Here is a 20630-nt window from a genome sequence, read left to right on the forward strand (position 1 = left end):
AATATCTAAGCCCTACAACGGGCGTGGGTGAATTCTATTCATAAAATGCCTAGGCTTAATCTGTTTTGAATTCTAACGCTATAGATAACTTACATAAATTTCTAACGTCAGGTATTGTTGTATCCGATTCCATTGAGAAATTGCAACAGTTTGTCTAAGTTAATATTTTAATCATCTTCTTTTATTGACTTAAGATATCTAATATTGTGTATTAAAGAAAGCTGAAATTAAGTAACAAAACACATACTTAAAAACTTTACTTGATTATTATAAATATCCAAAAAATTGACACTATAATAGTCAGTTCTGCTGTTGTTTATTAATGGTAAGAAATAATCCCAGAAAAAGTACCTATTAATTATAAGAGTTCAAAAATGGTGAATTAAAAGTTGAAAATAACGATGGGTTTCTCGATTCTATGTTTTATATATTTTATGATAATACTTTTGGTCGTAATAATATAAAATCTATATCGACTTTCAATATATAAACACTATAGTTTATGTTTTATAGTGTGAATAAATTGGTCTATGTCTTAAAATCATTAATAAGCATATTACTTAATTATTGCGGTAATATCCTAGTTCTAAAATAGGAGAAAATGATAATAGAATTGACTTCTCTATATATTAATAAGATATGAATATATTCGAACTTTCCATAGATCATATTAAAATTAATGAAATATAAAGTACTTTAATTACTCTTTCATTACAGAACATGAACAGAAACTTAATTATATTACTGATGTTCATAGTCAGCAGAATAGGGATGATGTGGCTAACAAAAGCATTTTTCAAAAAAAACATCAGCTGTATTATATTAAATTGATGTTAATTAAACAGTAAATTTACTTAGAGCTAAATTTTTTAATGTTAAAAAAAAGTTTATTTATATTATTGGGAAGTGTTTCTTTTATATTAGGAACCGTTGGTATTTTTGTGCCAGTTTTACCTACTGTGCCTTTTTATTTATTAACAGCTTATCTTTGGCTGAATAGTTCTGATCGCCTTTATTCTTATTTTACTAAAAGTAAATATTATCAAATTTACATTCAAAAAATGTTGATTGAGAAAAAAGCTTCAAAAACAAGTTTATTTAAAATGCTTTTAATGGTATTTATTGTATTACTCATACCTTTTATTATCTTTAATTCATTACATGTTAGAATTATTCTTGTTACTGTTTTTCTAGCACATCTTATATTCGGTTATATTTATTTCAATAAAAATAAATAAAAGTAATATTGTTATAAATAAGATTAAATTAATTTAAAAAGTTAAAGGGTATACAAGTTACCCTGTAACTTTTTAGAGTATCCATTTATTATTGTTTTAAACTCTTTTTGATTTCTATTGCAAGTAAAGGATTCCACATAGCGCCTGTAGCACTCATTACTGCGTTAGCACCAGCTTTTATAAATTCCTGATAATGTTCACTTGAGCTTACGCCGCCAACGCCAATAATTGCAAAGTTTAATTCCATTTGCTGACGATATTTAGCTAGACGAGTCACCATATCCAAACCTGCCCAACGAATAGCATCACCACAGACTCCACCTTCTTTTCTATTTTCTCCTAATGCTGGATGGCCATTTGCATCTACAGGTCTAGCCGAAAGGGTATTAATAGTACTTAAACCATCAATAATTGAGCCAACTCGTTTTAATAACGACACAATTCTTTCATCATCAGGAAAATAAGCTAATTTTAAAATAAGAGGGCGATCAGGTACGGCTGTTTTTATTTCATTAACAATACGCTCCACTCTATCCGTATCAAAACAAAGTAGTTTACTTGCACCTTCGTTAGGACAACTCAGATTGGCTTCTAGAATGGGGGCATCAGTTTCTCTAACTAATTTTGCTGCTAAAGCATAGTCTTTTTCAATTGCGCCATTGCCTTGCGTTCCTTGAAAGCTACCAATTACACATTGACCATGACTCGCTGCTTTAACTGCCTCAGCCATATCTGGTTGCCAAACGTCAGGAGCAAAAGAAGGAACGCCAAAGGAGTTAGTAATTGATAATGGCTGATTATAATTGGTATCGGCTAAAACTGTATCAAGGTTACTGGTTAGTTTACCTTTAGGATGTACGGACAAAACATTTGGTAAAGGGTGACATTTATGCATTTTTGTCCTAACTGTTTTGTACACACATAAATCAAATCCATATACAAAAGCTGCTTTGATATAATTTGCATTTAATAATGGACCGGCAGGCATTCCAAACGGTAAGTTCACATCAACATTTAAAAATTTAGTAGGCAGAGTTGTTACTTGTTCTGCCTTATCTAATTGACTGAAAAGTCCAAAAGGCCCTTGAGCATAATTATCTTCATAACTAATACTTGGATTATAAAAAGGGATCAAAGGTTTCATGCTTGCTCCTGTTTTGGTGTACTTATATTGAATTTGATTGGTAATCTGAGATGAAAATAAAAAAAGATAGGCTTAAAATAAAAAATCCTCCATAATGGAGGATCATTAATTAAAATAGAAAAAGAATGATGTTTTAATGTTTCTTTCAGTTTGTGTGTATGTGCCACAATCATCTACCATTCCTTTTTATATAATTTTTTAAGCATTCTAACTGATTAGAATTAAAGTTCAAGAATAAAGTATTAAAAAATTTGCAAGTAAATGAAATAGTTATAGTGTTTTTTTTTAGACTAAAAATCCATTTTTATTAATCAAAAATGGAAAAAATGATACAAAATAAACAATATTTAATTATTTAAAAAGTAAATTATTTTATAATTTTTTAATAAATTTAAAAAAAATTTCTGTCGAAAAAATGATACTAACCTTGCTAATGAAGCTATTGTCGGTAGAGGATGATTATTAGTAATGTTATTATTACCAATTATAAATTAATTTAAGTAATTATCAGGTACCTAAAATGACAAAGAAAAATGCTTTTGAACCATTAACATTACCCAATGGTGTTGAATTAAAGAATCGCATAATTATGGCACCAATGACTACTTGTTCTGGATTTTATGAAGGTTCTGTAACATCCGATCTAATTGAATATTACAATGCTAGATCTGGAGAAATTGGAACTATTATTGTCGAATGTGGTTTTGTCGATCAAAAAGGGTTAGCTTTTCCTGGTGCTATTGGACTAGATAGTGATGACAAAATTGAGGGTTTAGCAAAAATAGCTCATGCAATTAAAGAAAAAGGTTCAAAAGCAATCATTCAGGTTTATCATGGAGGTAGAATGGTGGAGCCCAAGCTTATTGGTGGACTTTCCCCTGTAGGCCCTAGTGCGATTGCTGCCCCTAGACCTGAAGCAGCTACACCTATAGAACTAACGGCTAACGAAGTAGATCAAATGATCGAAAAATTTGGAGAAGCAGTTAGACGAGCTATCCAAGCAGGTTTTGATGGTATAGAAATCCACGGTGCTAATACCTATTTAATTCAGCAATTTTATTCACCAAATTCAAATCAACGCAATGACAAATGGGGAGGGAGTCGGGATAATCGAACAAGATTTCCCTTAGCCGTTTTGGATATAACTCACAATATTGTTAAGCAGTTTGGGAACTCTGATTTTATTATTGGCTATCGTTTTTCACCAGAAGAGTTAGAAATACCAGGTATTCGTTTTGATGATACTATGTATTTACTTGAGAAATTAGCTGAAAAAGGTTTAGATTATGTTCATTTTTCAATGGGAACGATTTTAAGATCCTCAATTGTCAATATTGAAGATCCAACACCATTGATTAAAAAATATGTTGCAATGCGTTCTGACACATTAGCTAAAATTCCAGTTGTCGGGGTTGGTAATGTAATTAATCAAACCGATTTAGAAACTGCCTTAAAAAATGGTTATGATTTAGTTGCTGTTGGTCGAGCCTGCATTGCCTATCCAGATTGGACAAGTCGAATCAAAAATGGTGAAAAGCTTGAATTGTTTATCAATAGCGATAAGCGAGAAGAACTCAAAATCCCAGTGCCATTATGGCATTTTCCATTAGTTGAAAGTTTAATTCGAGATGTAAATTTAAATAACAAAAAATTTAAACCAGGTAATTATCAAGAGAAAGTCAATGATGAATCCTATGAATTTACGATCAATGTTGAATTAGCAAAAGACTATATTAAAGATATGCAATTAGTTAATGCAAATAATTTTGATGATAATGTATTAAGTAATTTTAATGAAATAAAAGATAGAATTATTAGTTCAAATAGTCCTCATGTTGACACTATTTCTGGTGCTACAACTCAATGTGAAGCATTTAAAAAAGCGGTAACTAAGGCCATGGTTAAATCCAATAAAGATGCCATTTTGGCCGAAGGTGGTGATCCAGATGATAAATCTTTTGATATTGTTATTGTTGGAAGCGGAGGAGCGGGATTAGCAGCGGCAATTCGTGCACATGATTTAGGTACCAATGTAGTCATTATTGAAAAAATGTCAGTCATTGGGGGAAATACCAATAAAGCATCGGCCGGTATGAATGCTGCAGAAACTAAATTTCAAAAACTGAAAGGAATCATCGATAGTAAAGATCTTTTCTATAAAGAAACAATGATTGGAGGAAAAAACAAAAATAATCCTGATTTGTTACGTTATTTTGTCGACAATGCTCCAGATGCTATTGATTGGTTAGATAAAAATGGCATTACGTTAAGTGGTATTACCACAACTGGAGGCATGAGTATCGATCGAACTCATCGACCAGAAAGTGGGGCTGCCGTAGGTGGTTTTTTAATAAGTGGATTGGTAAAAAATATCAATAATCGTGGTATTGAAGTTATGCTTGATACCAACGTCACTAAGATTTTAACTGAAAATCATAAAGTAAACAGGGTGGAAGTTACCCAAGAAGATGGTTCAATTCATACCATTAAAACAAAAGCAGTAATCATTGCTACCGGTGGATTTGGCGCAAATAGAGAAATGGTTGAAAAATATCGCCCTGATCTCAAAGGTTTTGTGACAACTAATCATAAAGGAGCAACAGGATCGGGAATTACCATCCTAGAAAAGCTTGGTGCAGGTACGGTGGATATGAAAGAAATTCAAATTCATCCTACTGTAGAACAAACAACCGCTTACCTCATTTCTGAATCAATTCGTGGTGGAGGTGCAATATTAATATCACAAGATGGAAAACGCTTTGTTAATGAATTAGATACACGCGATAAAGTTTCCAATAGTATCAATAATTTACCAGAACATTATGCTTATATCTTATTTGATCAACAAGTTCGTGATGAAAATAAATCGGTAGAGGAGTATGTTTCACGTAATTTTGTGACTCAAGCCAATACTATTGATGAATTAGCTAAACAGTTATCCATTGATGCAAATACATTGACTGAAACAATAAAACGTTATGATAATTTTATTTTGAATAAACATGATGAAGATTTTGGTCGAACAACAGGGATGCGTCATCCTATTAATAAAGGCCCATTTTATGCGATAAAAATTGCACCAGGAATACATCATACTATGGGAGGAGTAACTATCAATCCGGAAACACAAGTATTAGATACTCAACATCATGTTATTGAAGGCGTCTTTGCCGCTGGTGAGGTGGTTGGAGGCGTACATGGTGCCAATCGTATTGGTGGAAATGCAGTTGCAGATATCATTATCTTTGGTTTACAGGCAGGCAAAAAAGCTACAGATTATATTCATCAATATTAAATTAGTAGTTTGAATATATTCGATTTTATTAAAAGCAACGGTTCTATTGAAGTTTGATTAGACTAGAAAAGCCGTTGTTTAGGTGGAATATTTATACTATCAGAAACTTGATAACCAATTTGTTATTAAGTTTCACCTACTAAAGGTGATCTCCGTGAATTTAGGTAATGATAAACATCTAGTCAAAATTAATCTAATGTTATTATTTAATTATACCTAAATTTTCTTAAAGGTGTATGTATTGCACAATGAATAAGTGAATATCATGATCTATAAAGTAGCAAATATATAAAGTAAATGTTTTTCGATAAATTCATTGAAAAAAATAATAAAATTAATAAACACCTATAGTTTCACTTGCCAAATAATTAACGATTAACAAAATTAAATAATTATCTAAAAAGTAATTTTTTTAAACTAAATTAAATCTTTTTAAAACAAGAAGGAAAATGCAATGGATACAATAAAAAAGCCACCGGTTAAATGGCTACCATTTATTATTATCGCTGCTATTTCAGCCATTTTATGGCTATTTGTATTACCTCCTGATGGAATCAGTATAGAAGGATGGCGGACAAGTATTATTTTTGTGGCTACTATTGCTTGTATTGTTGCAGAAATTATGCCTATTGGCGCAATTGGTTTACTGGCGATTACCATTTTTGCGGTGTTAAGACCATCTGGAGCTACTTCTGCAACAGAATCAATTAAAATCGCGCTAAGCGAATTAAATAGTACATTGATATGGCTTATTGTTATCGCTTTTATGATCGCTCGTGGTTTTATTAAAACAGGATTAAGTAAACGTATCGCTTATTATCTTGTGAAAATTCTCGGACGAAATACATTAGGTTTAGCCTATGGATTATCAGTAACTGATATTGCTTTAGCACCTGCAATTCCAAGTACCACAGCTCGAGCGGGAGGCGTAATTTACCCAATTGCTGAAGCTTTAGCCATTAATTTTAATTCAAATCCTAAAGATGATTCACGAAACCGCATTGGAACTTTTTTGATGCTAACGATCAGTCATATCAATGATATTACATCGGCAATGTTTTTAACGGCATTCACTGGAAATCTACTGGCGGCTAAATTAGTAACATCTTCGCTTGGCATAACATTAGGTTGGGGTCAATGGTTTATTGCTGCTATTGCTCCTTGTTTAGCTTCTTTCATTATCATTCCGTTAGTTATCTATTTTTTGACCAATCCAGTACTTAAAAAAACACCTGAAGCACCAAAATTAGCAACGGAAGAACTAAAAAAAATGGGTCCCGTTACCAGTAAAGAAATTATAATGGGAAGTACAGTGATACTACTTTTGGTATTTTGGATTTTTGGTAATAAATTGGATATTGACTCAACTACTACAGCTTTTATTGGCTTAACTCTATTAATTTTAACAGGCGTATTGAGTTGGGATGATATTAAAGGAGAAAAAGCTGCTTGGGATACTTTAATTTGGTTTGCAGCTTTACTTATGATGGCAGGACAAGTAAACAAACTTGGTGTAACTAAGTGGTTAGGTAATACTATAGGTAATGCAATAGAAGGGCATTTAGGTGAAAGTAGTTGGGTGCTTGTTATTATTATATTGTGTACCGTTTACGTTTATTTACACTACTTTTTTGCCAGCGGTAATGCTCATATTGCAGCTTTGTTTCCTGTATTTTTATCTGTAGCAATTGCACTCGGTCTACCACAAATGATAGCTATCTTTGCACTAGTTATTTGTACAAATTATTTTGGTTCAATTACACAATTTGCCAATGCTAGGAATCCACTATTATTCGCTGAAGGATTTGTACCGGTAAAAACATGGTGGAAAGTTGGTTTTGTATGTAGTGTTGTGAATTTAATTATTGTTTTCACCATTGGTTTATTATGGTGGAAAATGATAGGGTTAGGTCAATAAAGTAATTTTTTTACTCAAGAAATGTTTTTACTGCTAGTTTAACTAGCGGTAAAAACATATTAATTAAATTTATTTAAAATATTTTAATTGATAACTTCCAGTCATTGACTGTTTTCCAATATTTTTGTTCTTGTTCTAAATCAAGCAAAATAAGTTTATTATTTTCAATGAATCCCTCATCTATCTCTAAAGTAATATTTGTTAATTTGTCATCAATTAACTTCAAACGAAAAGCATTTAAATTCAGATCATTATTACGCTGATTATTGATTAATATTGATAATCTCAATATCTGTAATAATGAAATAATATGCTTATATTCAAAAAGGCTGAAATATGGCAAATTATCAATATTTATTGATTTTCTATGATAACGAACAAGAGAAGATAAAAGAAGCTGTTGTTCTTCATTAAATCCAGGAAGATTACTATTTTGTAAAATATAACTTGAATGTTTATGTATAGAAGAAAAATTGATTTTTAATCCTACTTCATGTAATTGTGCTGCCCAGTATAATATTGATTCTAAATGCATTGGAATAATAATAGGAGATTGTCTTTTCCACTGTGAATATAAATACTTGGTTGTTTTAACAACCTGCTTTGCATGCCGTTCGTCTATATTATAATGTTGAGAGAGAGTCTCAGCTGTCGTTTCTCTAATATCTCGATAATTGGGACCATCAATGAGTTCATATAATACGCCTTCTCGTAGAGCACCGGGACAATATCTTAAGTCTTGTAACTCTAATGCATCAAAAACACCGCTAAATATAGCAAGGCCGCTAACAAAAACATTTTTTCTTTCATCGGAAAGAGAAGGGTATTGAATATCATAGAAAGATTCAAATTCTAAAATATAACTGATTAGATCATCTAACCGTTTTTGAGTTATGATCCCATCACTTACACCCAAATCCAACAGTATTTTGTAAATGGATTTGATCGTTCCAGATGTACCAAAAGCAATACTAATATTCTGTTTTTTTATAGTATTAATAATGCTTTCTATTTGTTGTGCCGCGGCAAGTTTAGCTCGTTGAAAAGATGTTTTATCGATCTTTTTTTGGGAAAAAAACTGCTTTGTATAAGTGACACATCCCATTGGTCTACTCGCAACGATGTAAGGTTTAAGATTATTGCCTTTACCTATTGCTATCTCAGTCGATCCACCACCTATATCTATAACGAAGTTCGTATTAGTTATGTTGGTCGATTCGGTAGTCATCGTGCCCAGATAAATTAAGCGAGCTTCCTCTTGCCCTGAAATAATTTCAACAGGATAAGGTATTACTCTAGCCGCTGCTGTCAAAAATATTTGTTTATTTTTGGCAATGCGTAATGTGTGTGTTGCGACAATCCTAACATTTTCAGTCGGAAAACCCTGTAATCTCTCAGCAAACAAAGCAAGACATTCTACGCCACGTTTGATACTTGATTCACTTAACTCATTGTTTTCATTTAATCCGGTAGCTAAATGAATATTTTTTTTATTTTTATAAATAATTTGTGAAGTACCATTTATACACCGAGCAATGACCATATGAAAACTATTTGATCCAAGATCAATAACAGCATATTCATTTAATTTAGTCACTTTCCTAATTCCTTATGCGATTGTTTCTAATTGTTTTAAATAATCATAAATAGCATGTTGTGCTCTAATTTTCTTTTTATTACCTCTTAATACATAATTGTTAGTGTTATCTTTATCAATAATTCTAGCTTTAACATTGTCATTACATTGGATATTAAATATATCGTGAATCGTAGATTTTATAATAGGGTCAAAAATTTTAACGCCAACTTCAATACGATTATCTAAATTCCTAGGCATCCAATCTGCTGAAGAAATATAAGTATCCTTTTTTCCATCATTTTCAAAAATATAAACTCGAGCATGTTCTAAATATTGATCAACAATGCTGGTCACAAAGATATTTTCACTTAAATGAGATATTTGAGGAACTAATACGCAAGTCCCTCGAACAATCATTCTAATTTTCACTCCCGCACTCGATGCCCGATAAAGTGCATCAATCATTTCTTTATCGGTGATCGCATTGAGTTTTAAGAAAATGCCTGCAGATTTTCCTGCTTTGGCATTTATTATTTCTCGTTCAATAAACTCATGAAATCGTAAACGTGTATTTTGTGGAGAAACCAGCAAATAATTGAAAGATACTGGTTTAAATGGATTTTCAATAAAATTGAAAACTTTTTTTACTTCATCAGTTATAGCGGGGTCTGCTGTTAATAATGAAAAATCGGTATAAATTCGGGCGGTTCTTTCATTAAAATTGCCTGAACCAATATGAGCATAACGGACTATTTCATCATTTTCCTTGCGGTCAATTAAAAATAACTTGGCATGGATTTTCAATTTTGGTTGTGAATAGATAACTTTAATACCACTACTAATCAATCTCTTGGCCCATTTTATATTTGCTTCTTCATCAAAACGAGCTTGTAATTCAACAACAACCGTAACTTTTTTTCCATTATTGGCGGCATTTATAGCAGCGTGAATAAAGCGAGAATCTTTTGCAACTCGATAAATATTCATTCTTATGTGGGTCACGGCAGGATCGAAAGAGGCCTGTCGCATGATTTCTAATACGTGACCGAATGAATAATAAGGATAATATAGTAGTACATCACGATCTTTGATTGCTGCAAAAGAATTTCTGAATTGTTTGAATCTATTATAAACTAGATTAGGTGCATGTTTATTCATCAAATTTTTAATACCTAGGTCAGGAAATTTCACCAAATCTTTAAAATTCGGATATCTTCCCCCAGGCATGGCATCTTGTTCAGTTAATCTTAATTTGTTAATAAGCAATTCAAATAATGCTCTAGGCATATCCTTTTGATAGGTAAATCGAACTGGTTGAGCTGTTAAGCGTTGTTTCAATCCTTGAGACATTAGTTCAAGTAAACTATCTAATTCGGTATTTAATTCATACTCAGCATCACGATTTATATTGATTGAATAAGCATTTAGTTCTAATGCATCAAAAAAAACTTTAAATATCTCAGGGAGACAATAACGTAAAATATTATCTAGAAATATAATTGATTTATTTTTTGTCGACACTTCAGAAGGAAGTAAAACGAATCGTGAAACATTATCAGTAGGTAGTTCAAGTAGAGCATAACTTATACTAGTTTCACAAATTATTTCAACAGCCAAATATGCATGATCGTCTTTTAAAAATTGAATCAATTCAGTATGGCTATCAAGAAGGATAGGGGTGATATACTGTCTTAGATTGTTTTTGTAATAATTTTTTATCCAATTTTCTTGATAAGAAGATAACTGCCTTTCATTTATCAAAAAAATCTGATTTCTGGCCATTTCAAGTAATAATTCGTTATAAAGCTGATCAAACTGAAGCTCTAATTGAATGACTTTTTGATTTACTTGTCGTAAAAGCTGTTTTGAATTTGATGAACCCTGAGATTGTTCTTGTTCAATCAATACGTATTTTTTTAAATTAGCAAATTGTACTTTATAAAATTCATCAAGATTACTGGAGTATATTCCTAAAAATCGAATACGTTCAATAAGCGGATTACTTTTATCGGCGGCTTCTTGTAGAACACGTTGATTAAAAGACAACCAACTTAGTTCTTTTGGAAAGTATACTTTTTCTGATAGCATTTTTATCTCTTACAATTTATTAATACTGTATATTTACAGGATAACTTAAGTAAAAAAAAAAGCTAGCACATAGCTAGCTTTTTATAGTTAATTAACGATATTAAAATTCATTAAATTCTATGAACGGAAGTTGTGTTGGTTGTTCCGCTTGGAACTAATGCTCCAGACACCATCACGATTGTATCACCTTGATTTAAACCGCAATGTTTAACGGCCATTTCTTTACCTAAACGGTAAAAATCATCAGTAGAGTTAATTGCATCAATTAAAATAGGCTCTACACCTTTAGATAAAGCTAATTGGTTAACGGTTTTTTGACTTGATGATAGTGCTAAAATACGTGCTTTAGGGAAATAATGACGTACTTCACGTGCAGATTTGCCACTGCGAGTTGCAACAACAATCAATGGAACATTGAGTCGTTCTGCAATTTCAACTGCACCACAACAAACTGCTGCTGTAATTCGTAATTTTTCTTCTTTAGCGGTAAGTTCCAATGAAGCAGGAATAGTACTATCTGTACGTTTACAAATAGTTGCCATGACATTCACCGTTTCGAGTGGGTATTTACCTTTAGCACTTTCGCCTGATAACATCACTGCATCAGTTCCATCAATAATTGCATTAGCTACATCACCCGCTTCAGCACGAGTAGGGCGAGGATTTTTTATCATTGAGTCAAGCATTTGTGTTGCGGTAATAACTGGTTTTGATGCTCGATTACATTTTTTAATCATCATTTTTTGAGCAAAGATGACTTCTTCAACCGCAATTTCAACACCTAAATCACCACGAGCAACCATAATACCATCTGATGCTTCTAATATTTCGTCAAAATTATCTAAACCTTCTTGGTTTTCAATTTTAGAAATAATTTTGATATCTTCACCACCATGAGTTTTTAAGTGAGCGCGGATATCTTCAACATCTGAACGTTTACGAATAAATGAAGCCGCAATAAAGTCAACACCTTGTTCACAACCAAAGATAAGATCATTTTTATCTTTTTCAGCTAGTGCTGGTAATTTAATTGAAACACCTGGTAAGTTAATACCTTTATTTTCTCCCAAATCACCATTATTTAAAACGGTACAGATAACTTCATTACCTTTAATTTCTTTAACATCCATAGCAATTAAGCCATCATCAACTAGCACGCGATTGCCTGGTTTTAGATCATGCGCAAAACCATCATAGGTAACCGCAACACGCTCAGAATTACCAACGACATTCTTATCAGTGGTGAAAGTGAAAGTTTGACCAGCTACTAATGAAACGTCATTTCCGCCTTCTAACTTAATAGTACGAATTTCAGGACCTTTGGTATCTAGCATGATTGCAGCTTTTAAGCCAGTTTCTTGCATTACTTCTCGTAAATTCTTTATTCGATTACCATGCTCTTCATAATCACCATGAGAAAAATTTAAACGCATAACGTTCATTCCTGCGTTTAATAATTTGGCTAGCATCTCTTTTGATTCAGATTTAGGACCTATGGTACAAACTATTTTTGTCTTTTTCATAATATTTTCTACTAGTTGTTAAAGTTAATGTTTAAAATTTAAATAATCTTTTTTCGCAAAAAAAATCAATGTCTGATGATTGATTAGATTGGTATATAGAGAGATGAGTAACTACAAAATAGTTACATAACTTAAATAAAATATTTGAAGAATTAGTCATTTTCATTAAAGCTTGGACATCTACAAAACTGAAGCCATTATATTCTTAACTACATTTAAAATAAAGCTTTTTGTAATGAAATTGTCTCAATTAGCCACTAAAAAACATTTTAATAATATAAATATTTGTCAAAATGTTTGAGGTAATGCGTACGTTTTAATCACATTAACTCTTTAAGTTTATAAGTAAGTTCGTTATCTTCATTCTTTAGAATTAATTGATCCTTTGTTAATTCAATCTTTGCACCTTTAACAATTAAGTCTTCAATAACTGCATCTAATTCACCCAGTTCTCTATCAGGACAAACCATTTTGGTCATAGCTAAACCTGCTCCTTTAATAACATTATCATTTAATGCAACTTTACCAGAAAATAAATTGCACATTTTTCCTGTTATTGTCATATTTTCACCGAATTCTAATTCAGCATACTTATCAGATGCGATTTCTTGTCCATTAGCCTTTACTAGCACAAAGTGGTGATGCATAAGATCGGTATCTTTGATATTGTTTGATTTATTACAACCAGAAATGGCGAAAGCTGTAGCAATTAAAGGTAAAATAAAAATCGTTTTTTTCATTTAAACTCCTAATAGAAAGTTTAATTTGCTATAATTGAGCACAATTTAGATTATTAACAGAGCATTTTACTCTCTATGTTATCTCAACAGCAACTAAAAGATTTAAAATCAACGACTTTCTTAGATAAACATAAAATAATAAAACTGGCTAAAAAAGATCATCTTGAGAATGATATTAATTTGGCTATACAAGCAGCTAACCAGCATTACCAAGCTCGAGTATTGTCGTTACCAAATAAAATCCATTATCCTGACAATTTACCTGTATCTGAAAAAAAACAGGCGATTTATGATGCTATAAAAAACAATCAAGTTGTCATTATTGCAGGTGAAACAGGTTCAGGTAAAACGACACAAATTCCGAAGATTTGTTTAGAGTTAGGTTTAGGGATTAAAGGATATATTGGTCATACCCAACCAAGACGATTAGCTGCTCGTTCTGTTGCAAATCGTATTGCGGAAGAATTAAAAACAGAAATAGGGCAGTTAGTTGGTTATAAAGTTAGATTCTCAGATCATGTGAGTGAAACAACATTAATAAAATTAATGACTGATGGTATATTACTTGCTGAAATCCAAAAAGATAAATTGTTGCTACAATATGATACTATTATTATTGATGAAGCTCATGAACGTAGTTTAAATATTGACTTTATTTTAGGTTATCTAAAGCAACTATTACCTAAACGTCCAGATTTGAAAGTAATAATTACATCAGCAACCATTGATGTGGAACGATTTTCTAATCACTTTAATCAAGCGCCAATAATTGAAGTTTCTGGACGAACTTATCCTGTTGAAGTGAGATACCGTCCACCCATTTTCAATGAAGAAGATGATACAAATAACGATTTTCAACCTATTCTTGATGCTATAGAGGAACTATCAGCAGAAAGCTTTGGTGACATATTAATATTTTTAACTGGTGAACGGGAAATTCGTGATGTAGCCGATATACTTAATAAATTAGAATTACGCCATACCGATATTTTACCTTTATATGCCAGATTATCTGCAACAGAACAAAATCGCATATTCCAATCCCATTCCAAACGTCGAATTATTCTTGCAACTAATGTTGCAGAAACATCATTAACTGTACCAGGAATTAAATATGTAATTGATCCTGGTTTAGCCAGAATTAGTCGTTATAGCTATCGAACAAAAGTCCAGCGATTACCAATTGAACCGATCTCCCAAGCTTCGGCTAATCAACGAAAAGGTCGTTGTGGGCGTACCTCGGATGGTATATGTATTCGTTTATATGATGAAAATGATTTTTTATCACGACCAGAATTTACTGATCCCGAAATATTACGAACTAATTTAGCTTCGGTAATTTTACAAATGACTTCATTAGGTTTAGGTGATATCGCTGCTTTTCCTTTTGTCGAAGCACCTGATTCCAGATATATTCGTGATGGTATTCGATTATTAGAAGAGCTTGGAGCTATATACTTTAAGCATCATCAGTATCATTTAACTGAAACAGGTAAAATTTTAGCTCAATTGCCTATTGATCCAAGATTGGCCAGAATGTTAGTAGAAGCAAGGCGATCTGGTTGTACAAAAGAAATAATGATAATTACAGCGGCCTTGTCTATCCAAGATCCAAGAGAAAGGCCATTTGATAAGCAACAAGCTTCTGATGAAAAACATCGCCGTTTTGCAGATAAAGAATCAGACTTTTTATCCTTAATTAATTTGTGGAATTACATCCAAGAACAGCAAGATCTTTTATCAGGAAATCAATTTAGACGATTATGTCAAAAAGAATTTTTAAATTATCTTCGTATCAGGGAATGGCAAGATGTCTATACGCAAATTAGACAGACCATCAAACAATTAGCTTTTCCAATAAACAGTAAAGCTGCTGATTATATTTCCTTACATACTTCTTTGTTGAGTGGGTTATTATCTCATATTGGCATGAAAGAAATTGAAAAACGTGAATATATCGGTGCCCGAAATATTAAGTTTGCAATCTTTCCAAATTCAGCACTTTTTAAAAGTCAGCCGAAATGGTGTATTGTTAGCGAACTGGTCGAAACAAGTCGATTATGGGGGAGAACTGCAGCTAAAATTGAATCAGAATGGATCGAGCCTATAGCCAAACATTTGATTAAATACAGTTATAGTGAACCAAGATGGTCTAAAAAGCAGGGCACCACAATAGCCAACGAAAAAGTAACATTATTTGGTTTACCAATTGTTGCTAGTCGTATAGTTAATTATAGTAAAATTGATCCAGTTTTAAGTCGTTCATTATTTATCAGGCACGCATTAGTTGAAGGTGATTGGTTAACTAATCACAAATTTTATAAACAAAATCAAAAATTAATCAAGGAAGTTGAAGATCTTGAACATAAATCTCGTCGCCAAGATATTTTAATTGACGACGATGAGCTTTACGAGTTCTATGATAAACGTATTGACGATTCAGTTATTTCTACAAAACATTTTGATAGTTGGTGGAAACAAAAGCAAAAATCTCAACCTGATTATCTTAATATTGAAAAGGAGATGCTGATCAAACAATCAGCACAGTTGGTTAATCTAAGTGATTTCCCTGATTTCTGGTATCAAGATAATTTTAAATTAGCATTAGATTATCAATTTGATATTGGTCATAACCGTGACGGTGTCACAATTAAAATCCCTATTGATTTGTTAAATCAAATAAAAAATAGAGGATTTGATTGGCAAGTTCCTGGATTCAGGAAAAATTTAATTATTGCCCTAATTAAATCATTACCAAAGTCATTACGTCGTAATCTTGTTCCTGCACCGAATTATGCAGAAGCATTTTTAGAGAGAATAAAAACAACAGACCAACCAATTCTTGAAAGTTTAGAAAATGAATTTCGCAAAATGACTGGAGTAAAAATCACATCTGAAGATTGGCAACTAGATCAGGTTCCCGATTATTTAAAAATGACATTTAGCATTATTAATAGCAATAATGAAGAAATTGCATCAGGCAAAGATTTAGTTTTATTGAAAGAACAGTTAAAAAATGAAGTTCAAAAAGCTTTATCCACTTTAACTACAAAAAAAATAGTATCCATTGAGCAAAGTAATATAACTGATTGGAATTTTGGTACATTACCTACAACTTATGAAGAAAAACAGAAAAATTATACAGTTAAAGCTTATCCTGCACTCATCGATCATCAAAATTCAGTCAGTATCGAATTAGTTGAAAATCAAGAGGAACAACAAAAATTAAATAAATTGGGTCTTAGACGGTTGTTAATGCTGAATATTCCTTCACCAATCAAATATTTACATGAAAAATTACCGAATAAATCCAAATTAGGACTTTATTTTAATTCTTTTGGTACCGTATTAATGTTGATTGATGATTTTATTGCTTGTGCAGTTGATGAATTAATAGATAAATATAATCAAAGTATTAAAAATCAAGATCAATATCAAAAATTGCTTGATTATACCAAAGCAAATATCAATGAAACAGTTATAGATATTGCTAAACAGGTAGAAAGTATTTTGACTTTACACTATAACATTAACAAAAAATTAAAAGGTCGAGTTGATCTATCATTAGCTTTTGCTCTGTCAGACATAAAAAGGCAACTTAGTAATCTAGTTTATAAAGGTTTTGTTGCTGATTCGGGTTATAAACGACTTGCCGATGTTTATCGTTACCTACTAGCAATTGAAAAAAGAATTGAAAAACTTATGGGTAATGTAACGAAAGATAGACAATCGATGAATATTATCGAGGAAGTTGAAAATCAATATGAAAAATGGGTTAATAGCTTGCCACAAATTGTTAGATCTAAAGATAGTGTCATTAATATACGATGGATGATTGAAGAGTTAAGAGTGAATCTATTTGCTCAGCAATTAGGAACTTCTTATCCAATTTCACCTAAACGAGTTAAACAGCAGATCGAACTTGTAAAATCTGAATTATAAATATTAGGATGAATATTTAAGATTTGAAAATTGGGATAGAAAATTAATCAAAAAATGGAAATTCAAAAAGAAAGTAGGGCGTACAAATACGCCCATCTTCAAAAAAGCTACTTATAAAGATCTACAAATACAGTGATATTTGGTCCTTTGGTATCATGAGCTACTCGAGCAATATGATAATATTTGGCTCCACTTTCAATCGCTCTTTTACCTGCTTGATAAGAAATTTCATGATCAGTTACATAATATCCACGGAATTTAATAGTATCAAAAGCAACCATTTTTGCGGCTGTAGCATCATTCAATTCTTGAATTTTCTTTCCGTCAGGAAGCGTTACAGTGTAACGAGTTAAACGTTGTGGTTCGGTTGTAACTTCAGGAACTACATTAGTTGAAGCAGTTTCAGTTACTTTCGTTTGTATCGTCTTCGTGGTAGATTGATCTATTACTTTTACTTTATTATTAAATTTGTCTGCATAAAATTTTTCATTAAATGCAGATGGTGAATAATAACCAGGTTTTTCAACTTGCATCGCCGCTTCACCGCCTTGTGCAAGGGCAAGTTGACCTGCTTCAGAATCATAAGGTATGGCGTTTTCTGGTTGAAGCTTACGCTCTGGGGCATCTTTTTTAAACAAATAAGCTGCAACTTGGATGTTACTTCCTAATTCAGAACGAGAATCAATATAAAAAGCGTAGGCACCTTTTGTTAAAGCTTCTTTTGCAACGGCTTGATTTACATCAATTTCACTAGGAAAATATCCACGTATACGCACGATATTAAAAGGTTCTAACCGAATCGCCTTTGATTTTGGATATTCATATACACCTTCAAATTTACGGAAATTCTCAGTTGCTTCTACGGCTTTTGGTGCATCTGACTTATATAATTTAGCGTAAACAATACGCAATGTATCATTCGATGGACTGATATTAGTAGTAGTTATATAGAATGCTGAAGCACCTTCTTTATCAGCTGCTTTTGACATAGCCATGACATAATCACTATCAGTATAAAAAGCACCACGAACAGTTATTTGTTTAAAAGATTGAAGGTCTTTAGCTTGTTCTTCATTTAATTGTTGCGCTGCAAATGAGCTAATTGGACTTGCAGCAATAGCCGCAACAATAAGAGTTTTCTTTAAACTTATCATATTTAATTAACCTTAGAATTAACTTACTTAACATTTTATCATGAAATAAATTACTTTCCCAAAACAATTAAAGCGTTTAAATTTTTGATGAAAATATATTTTCCTTTTACAGATAAAATATCAAGTTCTTGAAATTTAGTTAAAATTCTACTAACAGTTTCAATAGTTAATCCTAGATAATTAGCAATATCGGTTCTACTCATAGATAATTTTATATTCAATGAAGTATGACCACGTTTTTCATAACGTTTATAAAGAGAATAGATGAAATAGGCTAGACGTTCATCAGCCTTTTTTTGTGAATAACATAAAACTAATTTTTGAAAATTATAGATATCATTACTTAATAATTTAAAAATCATGTCTCTAGTAGTTTTATTTGTATCAACTAAATCCATAAGTTCATCATAACGGAGTTCGCATATAGAAACATTGTTTAATGCTTTAATACTATAGTTATAAACCTTTGTTGAAATGGAATCTAACCCAACAATATCACCTGGTAGATAAAAACCATTAATTTGTTCATTACCATTTGAAGTAGTAACATAGGTTTTTAAAGCACCTGAATGGATGATGAATAATTTTGTCAAAGATGTGTTTTCGTGAATTAAGATCTCATCTTTTATATAAGACTTTTTACGATCTAACACTGTATGTAGGGTATTATTGAGTAACATTGGGATACATAGTGATCCGGCACTGCACAATTCACATGGAACAGAATAACTTTTTGATCGTAATGACTTATATTTAATTTGCATCTTTCTAAAAGTGTTAATCCATTAGTTAACAAGAACAATGTATTTTATAATAAAAAACGAAGAGTAGTTAGATATTATTTTTTTATTTACAAAAATAATCTAATATCTTTATAGAAATACAAAAAACTCTTTATATTTCATATAAAACTACACGAAACCGATTTATTTATATCTTATATGAAAATTGATAAATGTCAAGAATCACAATTAAGTTCAATATAAAAGAAGAGAAGAAAAGAGAACTAAATAACATTAACCAGTACTTAAATACATTGCAATAAGTTATATTTAACATAATATACATTATGCGAACCAAGATAACGTTAGTAAATTTACCAAAATTAAGAGACTTTTTTAATCTATAAATCTCTCGAACAGCTCTAGGACTGAGTTTAGTTAATTAATGATGTTGGCTGAAAAAATAAATTTATTGTGTTATTCGATAAAACTAATCAGTTTATTATTAAGTATGAATCGGTCAGGTATTTATGTATAGCCAATAAATGAAATTCAGTTAACGATTATATTAATAAACAGTATTGAGGAATAAAGTTGGTTTCAGTGTATGATACATAAAAGGACGATGAGTTGAGTCGTTCAAGAGTTGGGTGTAAACAGTAAAGCAGATCGTAATCACGTTTTAGTAATGACAATATTATATGATTATAATAATTGCTCCTTTGGTTAAATTGTTACCTTAGATCATATAGTAATAATAGACCTTAAATCTGTTCTTAAATAATGGCTGCTAAACTAAAACATGTCTTAAGGAGAGTTACATATAAATAATGCCTGTTTTAATCGATGATAGTATAAATATCATCTATATAGCCAATTAGATAATCACTAGCACATAATATCTATACTAATTGTTAAAATAATCGTTCATATAGATAATCAACCTTCACTGCTGTTAATGTAATGATATTGGTTATCCAAACATTATTAAGTTTGTCGAAATTAATTAACTAAACTCAGTCCTAGAGCTGTTCGAGAGATTTATAGATTAAAAAAGTCTCTTAATTTTGGTAAATTTACTAACGTTATCTTGGTTCGCATAATGTATATTATGTTAAATATAACTTATTGCAATGTATTTAAGTACTGGTTAATGTTATTTAGCTCTCTTAATTCTACTTAGTCCTATTACTTTTTTAGGCATGCAGCCTGAACGTTACCTCTTTCGGTTTTAAAATTAAATATCAAAATTGGTAACGCTCTCTTTTTCAGAGTATTTATTAGATT

Annotated in this window: 11 protein-coding genes; 4 read left to right on the forward strand and 7 right to left on the reverse strand. The window is 31.3% G+C overall.

Features of this window, described 5'->3' with window-relative positions:
- Nucleotides 1–872: 872 nt before the first annotated feature.
- Nucleotides 873–1238: a YbaN family protein gene (locus A9G17_RS00785; protein ID WP_065737064.1), complete on the forward strand. Its 366-nt coding sequence runs from the start codon at nucleotides 873–875 to the stop codon at nucleotides 1236–1238.
- Nucleotides 1239–1326: 88 nt separating this feature from the next.
- Here the strand turns inward: A9G17_RS00785 and A9G17_RS00790 are convergent, their stop codons facing one another.
- Nucleotides 1327–2382, reverse strand: a complete 1056-nt coding sequence (locus A9G17_RS00790) for a tRNA-dihydrouridine synthase (protein WP_065737065.1) — start codon at nucleotides 2380–2382, stop codon at nucleotides 1327–1329.
- A gap of 520 nt (nucleotides 2383–2902) precedes the next feature.
- Here A9G17_RS00790 and A9G17_RS00795 point away from each other — a divergent pair.
- Complete coding sequence (locus tag A9G17_RS00795) at nucleotides 2903–5677, forward strand: flavocytochrome c (RefSeq protein ID WP_065737066.1); 2775 nt, start codon at nucleotides 2903–2905, stop codon at nucleotides 5675–5677.
- A 454-nt stretch (nucleotides 5678–6131) separates the two neighbouring features.
- On the forward strand, nucleotides 6132–7595 hold the full coding sequence (locus A9G17_RS00800) for a DASS family sodium-coupled anion symporter (protein WP_065737067.1): 1464 nt from the start codon (nucleotides 6132–6134) through the stop codon (nucleotides 7593–7595).
- A gap of 73 nt (nucleotides 7596–7668) precedes the next feature.
- Here A9G17_RS00800 and A9G17_RS00805 read toward each other — a convergent pair whose 3' ends face one another.
- The 4 genes from A9G17_RS00805 to A9G17_RS00820 all read right to left on the reverse strand — a co-directional run bounded on the left by A9G17_RS00805 (nucleotide 7669) and on the right by A9G17_RS00820 (nucleotide 13525).
- The gene (locus tag A9G17_RS00805) at nucleotides 7669–9192 is read right to left on the reverse strand and encodes a Ppx/GppA phosphatase family protein (RefSeq protein ID WP_216354905.1); all 1524 of its coding nucleotides are present in this window, start codon (nucleotides 9190–9192) and stop codon (nucleotides 7669–7671) included.
- 12 nt (nucleotides 9193–9204) lie between these two features.
- Entirely contained in the window at nucleotides 9205–11262 is a 2058-nt protein-coding gene (ppk1, locus tag A9G17_RS00810) for a polyphosphate kinase 1 (protein WP_065737069.1), read from the reverse strand.
- Between the two features lie 110 nt (nucleotides 11263–11372).
- Nucleotides 11373–12785: a pyruvate kinase PykF gene (gene pykF, locus A9G17_RS00815; protein WP_065737070.1), complete on the reverse strand. Its 1413-nt coding sequence runs from the start codon at nucleotides 12783–12785 to the stop codon at nucleotides 11373–11375.
- Nucleotides 12786–13105: 320 nt separating this feature from the next.
- On the reverse strand, nucleotides 13106–13525 hold the full coding sequence (locus A9G17_RS00820; RefSeq protein ID WP_065737071.1) for an META domain-containing protein: 420 nt from the start codon (nucleotides 13523–13525) through the stop codon (nucleotides 13106–13108).
- A gap of 75 nt (nucleotides 13526–13600) precedes the next feature.
- On the opposite strand from A9G17_RS00820, the gene hrpA reads away from it, so the two are divergent.
- Nucleotides 13601–17467, forward strand: a complete 3867-nt coding sequence (hrpA, locus tag A9G17_RS00825) for an ATP-dependent RNA helicase HrpA (RefSeq protein WP_065737072.1) — start codon at nucleotides 13601–13603, stop codon at nucleotides 17465–17467.
- Between the two features lie 107 nt (nucleotides 17468–17574).
- Here the strand turns inward: hrpA and A9G17_RS00830 are convergent, their stop codons facing one another.
- Both A9G17_RS00830 and A9G17_RS00835 read right to left on the reverse strand, forming a co-directional pair.
- The gene (locus A9G17_RS00830) at nucleotides 17575–18621 is read right to left on the reverse strand and encodes a YdgH/BhsA/McbA-like domain containing protein (protein ID WP_081301617.1); all 1047 of its coding nucleotides are present in this window, start codon (nucleotides 18619–18621) and stop codon (nucleotides 17575–17577) included.
- A gap of 50 nt (nucleotides 18622–18671) precedes the next feature.
- Complete coding sequence (locus A9G17_RS00835) at nucleotides 18672–19385, reverse strand: cyclic nucleotide-binding domain-containing protein (protein WP_065737073.1); 714 nt, start codon at nucleotides 19383–19385, stop codon at nucleotides 18672–18674.
- Between the last annotated feature and the right edge of the window lie 1245 nt (nucleotides 19386–20630).

The sequence above is a fragment of the Gilliamella sp. wkB7 genome (genome assembly GCF_001693435.1).
Lineage (GTDB): Bacteria > Pseudomonadota > Gammaproteobacteria > Enterobacterales > Orbaceae > Gilliamella > Gilliamella apicola_N.